This window comes from Streptomyces sp. NPDC002845 (assembly GCF_053591955.1).
In genome coordinates this window covers 13,660-25,423 of sequence record NZ_JBSFUU010000069.1, presented here as the reverse complement: position 1 = coordinate 25,423, position 11,764 = coordinate 13,660, and the positions used below count along the sequence as shown (strand labels likewise).

The window sequence follows — 11,764 nt, the reverse complement described above, 5'->3', positions numbered from 1 at the left end:
CCGGCCCGCGGGTTCATCACCGCGCTTCCAGCGGAGCGCTCAGTTGTCGAGCCCGATCGCGAACGCCGCCTCCAGGTCGTGCTGTGAATACGTGCGGAACGCGACGTGCGTGTCGGTGGCCTCGACGCCGGGGATCTTGCTGATCCGCCCGGGAATGACGTCGGCCAGGTCCTCGTGGGCCTTGACGCGGACCATGGCGATCAAGTCGTACGTGCCGGTCACGGAGAAGACCTCGCTGACGGAATCCAGCGCCGCGATCGACTCGGCGATCTCGGGGATCCGGTCCACGCTGGTCTTGATGAGCACGATCGCGGTGATCACGGCTGGTTTTCTCCCTCGGGGGCGGGCGTCGCTGGGGTTTTCACTGTAGCCGGACGCACGTACCGCACCCACGCGTAGACGAAGCCCAGGGCGAACCCCACCAGGTGGGCCAGATACGCCACCCCCGGCCCCCGGCTGTCCCGGCCCGCCGCCACCCACTGGAGGGTGACCCAGAAAGGGAGGGTGATCCAGGCCGGGAAACGGAGCGGGAGAAAGAAGAGGAAGGGGAGAAGGCTCGTGACGCGCGCTTTGGGGAACAGGTAGAGAAACGCCCCGAGGACGGCGGAGATCGCCCCGGACGCGCCGACCAGCGTCTGCGTCGAGTCGGCGTGGGCGGTCGCGTAGCCGAGCAGGGCGAGATAGCCGCAGCCCACATAGAAGAGGGCGAACTCGATGTGGCCCATCCGCTCCTCGGTCATCGCCCCGAAGACGTGGAGGAAGAGCATGTTGCCCAGCAGGTGGAGCCAGCTGCCGTGCACGAACAGGGCCGTGACCGGGGTGAGAGCCGCACGCGGGTCGCCGGTGAGCAACTCGGCCGGTACGACACCCCAGCGGCGGAAGTAGACCCGCTGGGCGGCGAGCAGCTCGTCCCCGGTGCCGTACACCGGATTCAGGCCGGACGCCGGGCCGGTCAGGAAGACCAGGCAGCAGACCGCGATCAGTCCGTACGTCACCACCGGCGTCGACCGTTCCCGTACCGCGTGGCCGGTCGCCCTGCTCCACTCGCTGATCATGAGCAGAGCATGACGTAACGGGACCGAACCGCACAGACCGCCTCGCCGTCACGATCGGACGGGCGGTGGCTACCCGCCAGGCCGTAGGGTTACGAGCCACACGCTCCAGGGAAACTGGCGCATCACGGAAAATAGAAGACCTAGAAGGAAAGAGCACAGCCACGATGACGGTTCCCCTGCCGACCGAGACGACCCGGTGGCGCTGCACGCTCTGCGGCAACCTCACGCGTTTCGACGTGACCCGTTCGTCGAAGGTCGTCGAGTATGTGCACCTCGACCTTGCCGGGGAGCCGAAGGTCGAGGAACGCGACGTGGTCAGTGAGACCATCGAGTCGGTGCGCTGCCGCTGGTGCAACGCCGTGGATCAGGTGGAACTCGTGGACAGGCCGGGCGCCGGCTCCTGACGGGAGCGGGCCCCGCACGGGAGATCCCCTTCCGGGGGTCCCGCACAGGTATTGGGGTGACGGATGGTGGAGACCGCAGGCGGGGGGCCGGGCGACGGCGCCGCTGAGGTGCTCGACCGTCCGCTGCCCGAGGGCGTGCGCCGACGTGTCGTACAGATCTGCTCCGACGGCTTCGGCGGGCTGACGGTCGCCGAACTGCCCACGCAGCTCAGGCAGTACGCCCGGTTCACGCCGAATCGCCGGGTCAAGTTCGCGGGCAACGCCATGGCGGCGGCCCTGGAGAACGACACCGTTTTCAGACAGCGCATCGGGGAGAAGTTCAGAGAGGCCCAGCCGGAGCTCGCCGGTGCCCTCGACTCCGGCTCACCGCCCCCGGCCGCCGACCCGCTGGACGTGGCGGCCGCGGCCTATGTGCTGCGCCCCACGGGCTGGGTGAAGCTGGTCACCGCGGCCGGCGAGGAGGCCCAGCGGGCGGACGCCGAGCGTGCCGACGAGGAGAACCGCGCCGAGCTGGAACGGCTGCGCGAGGAGCTGGCGGCCGCCCGCGACCACACCCGCACCGAGACCGAACGGCTGCGTACGGAGCTGGAATCGGCCAAGAAGGAAGCGGAATCGCTGCACCGCAAACTGCGCGCCGCCCTCAGCGACGTCAAGCGCGGCGAGGCCGCCCTGCGCAAGGCCCACGGCGAGACCGAGGCCGTACGCGCCGAGGGCCAGGCCCAGGTGTCCGCCGCCGAGAGCGAGACCCGGCGGCTCAAGGCGCGGCTCGGCGAGGCGGAGGCCACCCTGGAGGCCACGCGGCGGGCGGCCCGCGAGGGGCGCAGCGTCGAGGACATGCGCGTACGGCTGCTGCTGGACACCGTGCTCGACGCGGCGCAGGGGCTCAGGCGTGAGCTCGCGCTGCCGCCCGTCTCCGTGCGCCCCGCCGAGACCGTGGACGCCGTCGAGCCCGGCCGGATGACCCCGAAGGACATCGCCGCCCGCGCGCTGTCCGAGAACGACCCCGCGATCCTCGACCAGCTGCTCGCGCTGCCGCAGGCGCACCTCGTCGTCGACGGCTACAACGTCACCAAGACCGGCTATCCCCAGATGCCGCTGGAGAAGCAGCGGCTGCGGCTCCTCGGTCAGCTCTCGCAGCTCGCCGCGCAGACCGGCGCCGAGGTGACCTGCGTCTTCGACGGGGCCGAACTGGCCGCGCCCGTGCTGCTCGCGCCGCCGCGCGGGGTCCGGGTGCTGTTCTCCAAGCCCGGCGTCACCGCCGACGAGCTCATCCGCCAGCTGGTGCGCGCCGAGCCGCCCGGGCGCCCGGTCATCGTCGCCTCCACCGACCGCGAGGTGGCCGACGGTGTGGCCAAGGCGGGCGCGCGGCCGGTGGCTTCCGCGGTGCTGCTGAAGCGCTTCTCGCGCGGCTGAAACCTGCTCTGGACCCCGCTCTGAACCCGCTCTGAAACCCCTCTCCGCGACTTGCGGCGTACGCCCCATGTCTCCCTTAAGTCCCTACCGCAACATCCGTCGGTTGTGCCCGTATTGGCGAGACCTTCACGCAACGTAGCGTCAAGCGAGCGTTACCGCTGGTGAGTTGAGAGCAAAGAATGGGGCCTGTGGGGGAGTTTTTTCATGCGAGGATTTGAACTGATCACAGGAACATCACTAAGGTCTGGCCTCGAACCCCCGCTCGGGCGATCACTCATTGGGAGTGACGGTGGGGGGACACCGCCCACCGGATGTGTCGGTAGGCGGCTGAAGGAAGAAGGAGCTCGCCTCCGTGGCGTCCCACCGTCGACCGAAGCAGCCGAGCCGCGCCCGTGTGACCGTGCTCACCACCGCCGCCGCCGCTGCCGTGGCCATGAGCTCGCAGGCCGCCAACGCCGCGCCGAGCGAGAAGCCCACCAAGGACGAAGTCAAGGCCAAGGTCGACAAGCTCTACGAAGAGGCCGAGGCGGCCACTGAGAAGCTCAACGGGGCCGAGGAGAAGCAGGAGAAGCTCCAGAAGGAGATCTCCACCCTCCAGGACAACGTCGCCCGCGGCCAGGAGGACCTCAACGGGCTCCGCGAGGGCATCGGCCTCGCCGCCAGCGCCCAGTACCGCACCGGCGGCATCGACTCCTCCCTCCAGCTGTTCCTCTCCTCCGACCCGGACGACTATCTGGACAAGGCGTCCACGATGGACCAGCTGAGCGCTCAGCAGGTCGAGTCGCTCAAGAAGATCCAGGAGAAGCAGCGCTCGCTCGCCCAGCAGCGCCAGGAGGCCTCCGACAAGCTGGAGGACCTCGCCGACACCCGCGAGACCCTGGCCGAGAACAAGACCGAGGTCCAGAACAAGCTCGCCGAGGCGCAGAAGCTCCTCAACTCCCTGACGGAGGCGGAGAAGGCCGCCCTCGCCGCCGAGGAGGAGCGGGCCAGCCGTGACAGCGGGCGCAGCGTCCTCGGCTCCGACAGCGCCGCCACCGGCCGGGCCGCCTCGGCCTACTCCGCCGCCCAGAGCGTGCTCGGCACGCCGTACGTCTACGGTGCCTCCGGCCCCAGCTCCTTCGACTGCTCCGGCCTCACCTCGTGGGCCTACGCCCAGGCCGGCGTCTCCATCCCGCGCACCTCGCAGGCGCAGGCCAGTGCCGGCCCCCGCATCTACTCGCAGGCCGAGCTCCAGGTCGGCGACCTGGTCTTCTTCTACGGCGACCTGCACCACGTCGGCTTCTACGCGGGCAACGGCCAGGTGCTGCACGCCCCGCGCACCGGCACGGTCGTGCGCTACGAGGCGATGAGCAACATGCCGTTCCAGTTCGGCGTCCGGATCTGATCCTCGTAAAGTCCCCGTACTTGAGGATCTTCTTCACTCCTTGAGGATCTTCTTCAAGATCAGGACACCCCACCCCCCGAACGAGCGAATTACAAGAGCACCTGCTGCTGCACGCCCCGCTGATGACCTGCGTCTGAGGCGGGGCGTCACTGTGTGTGTCCGATGTGCACGCATCGAGGTCTTTGGTCGCCGCGTAGTCACGGGGTTACTGTCTGGCGCGTTTCCCCACCGGCTTCAGGGCTCGCCTCCGGCGCCGGGGAGACGGTTCCTGTCCGCCAGCGAAGGGAGTGCGGCTTCCTGTGGGGTCTCATCGTCGCTTTGTACCGTCCGGGTTCGACCGGGGCACCGGCACAGCCCTGTGCCTGCTCTCCGCCGCGACCGCCGTGCTCGGCGTCGTACCTGCCGCTGCCGCGCCGCACGACGACACCCGAGCCGAAGTGGACCGTCTCTACGAGGAGGCCGAGCGGGCCACCGAGGCCTACAACAAGGCCGACGAACGCGCCGACACCCTGCGCGACCAGGTCGACACCGCGCAGGACGAGATCGCGCGGCAGCAGGAGCGCGTCAACACCATGCGGGAGCAGCTCGGTTCGCTCGCCGGCGCCCAGTACCGCTCCGGCGGCGTCGACCCGTCCGTGGCCCTGCTGTTCTCCGACGACCCCGACCAGTACCTCGACAGGGCCGCCGCCCTCGACCGGATCAACGTCCACCAGGCCGACCGGCTCACCGGCCTCCGGAGGGTCATGCGCGAACTCGCCCAGCACCGCGAGGAGGCGACCGAGAAGCTCGCCGAGCTGGAGAAGAGCCGCAAGGCCGTCGCGAAGCACAAGCGCACCGTCGAGAAGAAGCTCGCCAAGGCCCGCCAACTCCTCAACTCCCTGCCGACCGCCGAGCGCGCCGACTACCAACGGGCCTCCCGTGACGGCCGCTCCGACCTGCCCGACCTCACGGGCGCCGCCGCGCCGGGCGGCCGCGCGGGCGCCGCCGTCGCCGCGGCCCGCTCCGCCGTCGGCAAGCCGTACGTGTGGGGCGCCAACGGGCCCAGCGGCTTCGACTGTTCGGGCCTGATCCAGTGGTCGTACGCGCAGGCGGGCGTCGGACTGCCGCGCACCTCGCAGGCCCAGCGGTACGCCGGCCGCCAGGTGCCCCTGTCCGAGGCACAGCCCGGCGACCTGGTCACCTACCGGTCCGACGCCAGCCATGTCGGCATGTACGTGGGCAACGGCCAGGTCATCCACGCGCCGTACCCGGGCGCCCCCGTCCGCTACGACCCCGTCGGCATGATGCCGATCGGCTCGGTCACCCGCCCCTGAGGTCCTGAACCGCCGTACACCAAGTGGCCCCACCCGCCGTACGATCGGGAACGTGGCTGGTCGAGGGCGTGGGGCGTGGTCGGGGGTCTGTCTGGCACTCGGCCTGTCGGTTCTGGTGGGCTGCGGCGGCAGCGCGGCGCGCGACTCCGCCGAGAGCGATGTGCGGCGGATGCTCGACCGGCGGGCGGCCGCGGTGCTGGCGAGGGACGAGGCCGCGTACCGGTCGACCGAGGCGCCCGCCTCCGACGCCTTCGCCGCCGAGGGCCAACTGGCCACGGGCATGACCGAGTTCGCCAACCTCAAGGACCTCCCGCTGGCGGCCTGGTCGTACCGCCTGACCTCCTTCCGGCGCACCGGCGACCGGGCCACGGCCGAGGCCCGGCTCCGCTACCGCGTACGCGGCTACGACGCGGGACCCCTCACCGCAGGGCGGACGCTGGTCCTGGTCCGGCAGAACGGCGCCTGGTACGTCGCCTCCGACGAGCCCGCCGAGGACTCCACCGAGCAGCTGTGGGAGCAGGGGACCGTCCGGGCCGTCCGCGGGGAGCGCAGTCTCGTCCTGGGCACCGGGCAGTCGGCCGAGACGCTGCGCGGGTACGCCGGTCTGGCCGACCGCGCCGTGCCCGCCGTGACCGAGGCATGGGGCGCCGACTGGCCGGGGCGGGTCGTCGTCCTCGTACCGGAGTCGCTGGAGGAGATGGCGGGCCTGCTCGGCGCGCCCGCGTCCGGGTACCGGGGGATCGCGGCGGTCACCACCGGCGCGGTGGGAGGCTCGGGGAAGGCGGCGGCCGACCGGATCGTCGTCAACCCCGACGCGTACGGCGTCCTCGGCTCCTTCGGCAAGCAGGTCGTCCTCACCCACGAGACCACCCACGTCGCCAGCCGCGCCCACACCACCGCGGCCACGCCTCTGTGGCTCTCCGAGGGGTACGCCGACTGGGTCGGCTACCGGTCGAGCGGCCGTACGCCGTCCCAGGTCGCCCCCGAGCTGCAGCGGTCGGTGCTGGAGGGCCACCTGCCGAGCGCGCTGCCGGAGGACTCCGAGTTCGGCTTCGGCGGCGACTCGGGGCAGCTGGCGCGGGCGTACGAGGGCGGCTGGATGGCCTGCCGGATGATCGCGGACCGCTGGGGCGAGGTACGCCTCAACGAGTTCTACCGGGCCGTGGGGGACCACGAGGAGCGGGCCGGGGCGGTGGAGGACGCGCTGGGGGAGGTGCTCGGGACGACGTTGGAGGAGTTCACCGCGCGGTGGCGGGAGTATCTGGGGGCGCAGCTGGGGTGACGGGCGCGGTGCCCGTTCCGCTGGTGCCGTGACCTGTTCGTGGGCCCGCGTAGGTGCCGGGATCACCGACACCGTCCGGACGCCGTCTGGGCCGCGCGGCTCGGGGGCACGGCCGTGGCGGTCGTCGCCGTAGCCACCCAAGTCCGCCGGAGGTCGCCGTGGGCGGGTGCCTGCCGCGCGAGCCGCTGGTGGGGTTCGTGGTCGGTCGGCGGAGGCGAGGCGTGCTCGCCCACCGGCACGGCGGGGTCCGGGGTGCCGCCGTGCGCGGTGCCGTGGTGGCACCCTCAGGGGGTGAGGGACTCCTCGGGGCGGGCGGTCCGAGTGGGGCGTGGGGGCGCGGCCGGGCGGGGGGCGGTGCTTCGCCACAGTTCCACGGCGGCGACCAGGGCGGCGAGGACGAGGAGGCCGTTGCGGATGAAGAGCAGGGTGACGCCCAGCCAGTCGCTCGCGACCACGCTCGCGAACCAGATCGGGAACTCCAGGACGGTCACGAAGGTCGCGGCCAGCACCAGCGCGGCGGGCGCGGCCATCCGGCTGCCCCGGAAGCACAGGCAGACGGCCGCGAGCCCGACCAGCCACACCATGTACTGCGGGCTGAGGACCCGGCTGGTGACCGTGAACATCAGCACCGCCACGAAGGCCGCGTCCGCGAGCGTGTGCGACGCGAACCGCCGGGCCCGCACCCGCCACAGCACCAGCCAGCCGAAGGCGAGCACGCTGAGCACCAGGGCTGCTCCGCTCACGACGTCGACGTAGTCGCCGAGGAACTCCACCGAGCCGTAGTTGAGCAGCACCTGGCCGTCCCAGCCGAACTGGCGGGCCACGTGGAGGACGAGTGCGCCGAGGGACTCGATCTCCGTGCCCCGGTCGCGCTGGAAGGTCAGGAAGGCGAAGGCGCCGGGCATCCAGAGGGCGAGGAGCAGGGACAGGCCCGCCGCGGTGACGGCCGCCGACGTCCAGGCCCGCAGCCTGGTCGCGCCCAGGAGCAGCAGCGCGGGCCACACCTTCAGCAGCGCGCCGAAGGCGACGAGCGCCCCCATCGCGCGCGGGTGGCGCATCCCGGCGAGCAGCGCGGCGACCGCCACCGCCGTCACCATCACGTCGTACCGGGCGTACACGGTCGGCCCCAGCAGCGGAACGCCCGCCACCCACACCCAGGCGCCGCGCAGCGACCTGCCGGGGCGCCGGCCCGCGTACAGGAGCATCGCGAGGACCGCCAGGTCGGCGAGGAAGGCGAGGACGAAGAACGCCTCCGCGTACTCCATGAAGGGCAGCAGCGCGGGGGAGAGGATCGCGAGCGCGGCGGCGGGCGGATACTGCCAGGTGACGTCGTCCAGGGGGTACGTGCCGGTGCGCAGGACGTCGTACCACTCCTGGTAGATCACCCAGACGTCGCTGGTGACGTCCGGGCCCGGGAAGACGTAGACCTTGAAGACGAACAGCAGCAGGAGCAGCCTGGTGGCGGCCCAGGTGCTCAGGAGCCCGACCGGGAGCCGCCGTGTACCCGCCTTGTCCACCTGTGCCCCTGTTCGTGTGCCGGTCGCGTTTTCGCGTGTGGGGGCCATCATCTCCTACGGTCCTGTGATCGTGGTTGTGATCCCGGTCGTGGTTCGGCCGTGCAGGGCGGCCGGGCTTGGCCGAGCGCTGGTGGGGGAGCGTTTCGGTAGGGTCGGCGGCGAGATGGACAAGACGCTGATCGTGACCAACGACTTCCCGCCCCGGCCCGGTGGCATCCAGGCCTTCCTGCACAACATGGCGCTGCGGCTGGACCCCGAGCGGGTCGTCGTCTACGCCTCCACCTGGAAGCGGAGCCGTGAGGGCGTCGAGGCGACGGCCGCCTTCGACGCCGAGCAGCCGTTCACCGTCGTACGGGACCGGACGACCATGCTGCTGCCCACGCCGGGTGCCACGCGGCGGGCGGTCTCGCTGCTGCGGGAACACGGCTGTACGTCGGTGTGGTTCGGGGCGGCGGCCCCGCTCGGCCTGATGGCGCCGGCGCTGCGGAGGGCGGGGGCGCGGCGGCTGGTGGCGACGACGCACGGGCACGAGGCGGGGTGGGCGCAGCTGCCCGCCGCGCGTCAGCTCCTTCGGCGGATCGGTGACTCCACGGACACGATCACGTATCTGGGCCAGTACACGCGCTCGCGGATCGCGCCGGCGCTGTCGGCGTCGGCGGCGGGGCGGATGGTCCAGCTGCCGCCGGGGGTGGACGAGAAGACGTTTCACCCGGGTTCGGGCGGTGACGAGGTCCGGGCCCGTCTCGGCCTCACGGACCGGCCGGTGGTGGTGTGCGTCTCCCGTCTCGTCCGGCGCAAGGGGCAGGACACGCTGATCCTCGCCATGCCGCGTGTGCTGGCCGAGCAGCCGGACGCGGTGCTGCTGATCGTCGGTGGTGGGCCGTACGAGAGGGAGCTGCGCAGTCTCGCCCACGAGACCGGGGTGGCCGGCTCGGTCCACTTCACGGGTGCCGTGCCGTGGTCCTCCCTCCCCGCCCACTACGGTGCCGGTGACGTGTTCGCCATGCCCTGCCGGACGCGGCGGGGTGGGCTGGACGTGGAGGGGCTCGGCATCGTGTACCTGGAGGCTTCCGCCACGGGGCTGCCGGTGGTCGCCGGTGACTCCGGCGGCGCTCCCGACGCCGTCCTCGACGGTGAGACCGGGTGGGTCGTCCGCGGCGGCTCCCCGGACGCGACCGCCGATCGCGTCCTCGCACTCCTGGACGACGCGGAGTTGCGCCGCCGGATGGGGGAGCGGGGGCGGGCGTGGGTCGAGGAGAGGTGGCGCTGGGATTTGCTGGCGGAGCGGCTGAGGGGGCTGCTTTGACATCCTCGCCTGCGTGAACGCAGGCGATTCCGGTCAGCACCTCCCCCAGTTCTCGGCTTCGCTCGAACCGGGGGGACCCCCATCGCGGTGCTCCCTTGGGTTCCTGCTTCATCGACCCCTGCCACCCGAGGGTGGTCTGACAAGGTCTCCACAGGCTTGACATCCCGCCAGTCCGGCGGTAGGTCCGCCAACTACGTTGTCGGACAAGGCGACTTTAGCAGTGCCGCTGCGGCCCTCCGGGCCGCTGGGCTCAGGATGCCCTACACCTCCACCCTGAAGGGTGGAGCCCTGGGCAAGTGTTCGGTAGCTGGGGCTCCGCCCCATACCCCGCTCCTCGAACGCCGGGGGCGGAAACCGCGTTGCCTCAATGAGTGCCGCGCGGACCCTAGGCGGAAGACGGGAGTCCGCAGATGCTGCGCAGCATGGCAGAGAAACTGACTCCTCGTCACATGACGGAGCATCACCTGACACGTCGTCAAATCATCGGCATGGTGGCACTGCAGACGGCAGCCACCCTCGGCTTCACTCGCGTAAACGCCGCCAGCGCCCACGCCACGGAGCCCGCCGCGGTCGAATCCGCCCCCGCGATCGTCATCGGCTCCGGCTACGGCGCAGCCGTGGCCGCACTCCGGCTCGGGCAGGCAGGAATCCGCACGCTCGTCCTGGAGATGGGCAGACTCTGGAATACCCCCGGCTCCGACGGAAAGGTGTTCTGTTCCACGAGCGCACCGGACCACAGGTCGATGTGGTTCCGGACGCGCACGGAGGCCCCACTGGCCACCTTCCTCTGGCTGGACGTCGTCAACAGGGACATCAGCCCCTACCCCGGCGTCCTCGACCGCGTCCGCCACGCCAACATGTCCGTCTACGTCGGCCGCGGCGTCGGCGGCGGCTCCCTCGTCAACGGCGGAATGGCGGTCACCCCGCTCCAGTCGTACTTCGCCGAACAGTTCCCCACCGTCAACGCCACCGAGATGTACGCCACCTACTTCCCCCGTGCCCGCGCCATGCTCGGCGTCAACACCGTCGACCCCGCCTGGTTCGAGTCCACGGAGTGGTACCGCTTCAGCCGCATCTCCCGCAAGCACGCCCAGAAGGCCGGCCTGAAGACCACCTTCGTGCCCGGTGTGTACGACTTCTCCTACATGCGGCGCGAGGCCGCCGGCACCGCCACCAGGTCCGCCCTCGCGAGCGAGGTCATCTACGGCAACAACCACGGCAAGCGCACCCTCGACAAGACGTACCTCGCCTCCGCGCTCGGCACGGGCAACGTCACGATCCACACCATGGAGCGGGCCAAGGGGATACGGCGGGCCGGTGACGGGACGTACGTCGTCGGCGTCGAGCGGATCGACGACACCGGTGCCGTGGTCGAGACCAAGGAGTACGGCTGCACGTACCTCTTCCTCGGCGCCGGCAGCCTCGGCACCACCGAACTCCTCGTCCGGGCACGGGCGAAGGGCACCCTGCCCGCCCTCGGCGCCGACATCGGCACCGGCTGGGGCACGAACGGCAACGTCATGCTCGGCCGCGCCAACCACCTGTGGGACACCGTCGGGGAGAACCAGTCGACCATGCCGGTCATGGGCATCGACGACTGGGCCAACACCGCCAACCCCGTCTTCGCCGAGATCGCCCCGCTGCCCACGGGCCTGGAGCACTGGATCAGCCTCTACCTGGCGATCACCAAGAACCCGGAGCGGGCGTCCTTCACGTACGACTCCGCGACCGACTCGGCGCGACTCGGCTGGAGCGCCGCCCAGAGCGCGGTGTCCGTCGCCATGGCCAAGAAACTCTTCGACCGGATCAACTCGGCCAACTCCACGATCTACCGCTACGACCTGTTCGGCTCGCCCAGCAAGGTCTTCGCGGACGACTTCACGTACCACCCGCTGGGCGGCTGCGTGCTGGGCAGGGCGACGGACAACTACGGGCGAGTGAAGGGGTATTCGAAGCTCTACGTCACTGATGGCTCGCTCGTGCCCGGCTCCATCGGGGTCAATCCGTTCCTCACCATCACCGCGCTCGCCGAACGCACCATGGCGCGGGTCCTCGCCGAGGACACCGCGCCATGAACCGGCGACCGGCCT

General features: G+C 71.1%; 10 protein-coding genes. 7 read left to right on the top strand and 3 right to left on the bottom strand.

Translation table 11 applies throughout. The annotated features are described in order from the left end of the window. Positions 1-39: 39 nt before the first annotated feature. Together ACWD3C_RS35875 and ACWD3C_RS35870 are read right to left on the bottom strand one after the other, a co-directional pair. Positions 40-321 carry an Lrp/AsnC family transcriptional regulator gene (locus tag ACWD3C_RS35875; protein WP_451150647.1) on the bottom strand — a complete coding sequence of 94 codons (282 nt, stop codon included), beginning with the start codon at positions 319-321 and terminating at the stop codon, positions 40-42. Continuing rightward, positions 318-1,055, bottom strand: coding sequence for a rhomboid family intramembrane serine protease (locus tag ACWD3C_RS35870; RefSeq protein ID WP_451150645.1), 738 nt, complete (start codon positions 1,053-1,055; stop codon positions 318-320). The genes ACWD3C_RS35875 and ACWD3C_RS35870 overlap by 4 nt, the downstream gene beginning before the upstream one ends. Positions 1,056-1,219: 164 nt before the next feature. Between ACWD3C_RS35870 and ACWD3C_RS35865 the strand changes: the two genes are divergently transcribed. From ACWD3C_RS35865 to ACWD3C_RS35845, 5 genes are all read left to right on the top strand, one after another. After that, positions 1,220-1,459, top strand: a complete 240-nt coding sequence (locus ACWD3C_RS35865) for a hypothetical protein (protein ID WP_451150643.1) — start codon at positions 1,220-1,222, stop codon at positions 1,457-1,459. A 63-nt stretch (positions 1,460-1,522) separates the two neighbouring features. Beyond that, complete coding sequence (locus ACWD3C_RS35860) at positions 1,523-2,872, top strand: NYN domain-containing protein (RefSeq protein ID WP_451150641.1); 1,350 nt, start codon at positions 1,523-1,525, stop codon at positions 2,870-2,872. Positions 2,873-3,224: 352 nt separating this feature from the next. Continuing rightward, positions 3,225-4,256, top strand: coding sequence for an NlpC/P60 family protein (locus ACWD3C_RS35855; protein ID WP_451150639.1), 1,032 nt, complete (start codon positions 3,225-3,227; stop codon positions 4,254-4,256). A 299-nt stretch (positions 4,257-4,555) separates the two neighbouring features. After that, positions 4,556-5,569, top strand: a complete 1,014-nt coding sequence (locus ACWD3C_RS35850) for a C40 family peptidase (protein WP_451150637.1) — start codon at positions 4,556-4,558, stop codon at positions 5,567-5,569. 52 nt (positions 5,570-5,621) lie between these two features. Then, positions 5,622-6,851, top strand: a complete 1,230-nt coding sequence (locus ACWD3C_RS35845) for a hypothetical protein (RefSeq protein ID WP_451150635.1) — start codon at positions 5,622-5,624, stop codon at positions 6,849-6,851. Positions 6,852-7,135: 284 nt separating this feature from the next. Here the strand turns inward: ACWD3C_RS35845 and ACWD3C_RS35840 are convergent, their stop codons facing one another. Next, complete coding sequence (locus ACWD3C_RS35840) at positions 7,136-8,368, bottom strand: glycosyltransferase 87 family protein (protein WP_451150633.1); 1,233 nt, start codon at positions 8,366-8,368, stop codon at positions 7,136-7,138. 163 nt (positions 8,369-8,531) lie between these two features. On the opposite strand from ACWD3C_RS35840, the gene ACWD3C_RS35835 reads away from it, so the two are divergent. Together ACWD3C_RS35835 and ACWD3C_RS35830 are read left to right on the top strand one after the other, a co-directional pair. Further along, entirely contained in the window at positions 8,532-9,674 is a 1,143-nt protein-coding gene (locus tag ACWD3C_RS35835) for a glycosyltransferase family 4 protein (RefSeq protein WP_451150631.1), read from the top strand. A 422-nt stretch (positions 9,675-10,096) separates the two neighbouring features. Next, positions 10,097-11,749, top strand: coding sequence for a GMC oxidoreductase (locus ACWD3C_RS35830; protein WP_451150629.1), 1,653 nt, complete (start codon positions 10,097-10,099; stop codon positions 11,747-11,749). Positions 11,750-11,764 lie beyond the last annotated feature (15 nt).

Coding starts and splice junctions, on each gene's coding strand:
- ACWD3C_RS35865 (WP_451150643.1), top strand. CDS start 1,220: ATGACGGTTCCCCTGCCGACCGAGACGACCCGGTGGCGCTGCACGCTC.
- ACWD3C_RS35835 (WP_451150631.1), top strand. CDS start 8,532: ATGGACAAGACGCTGATCGTGACCAACGACTTCCCGCCCCGGCCCGGT.
- ACWD3C_RS35860 (WP_451150641.1), top strand. CDS start 1,523: ATGGTGGAGACCGCAGGCGGGGGGCCGGGCGACGGCGCCGCTGAGGTG.
- ACWD3C_RS35830 (WP_451150629.1), top strand. CDS start 10,097: ATGGCAGAGAAACTGACTCCTCGTCACATGACGGAGCATCACCTGACA.
- ACWD3C_RS35870 (WP_451150645.1), bottom strand. CDS start 1,055: ATGATCAGCGAGTGGAGCAGGGCGACCGGCCACGCGGTACGGGAACGG.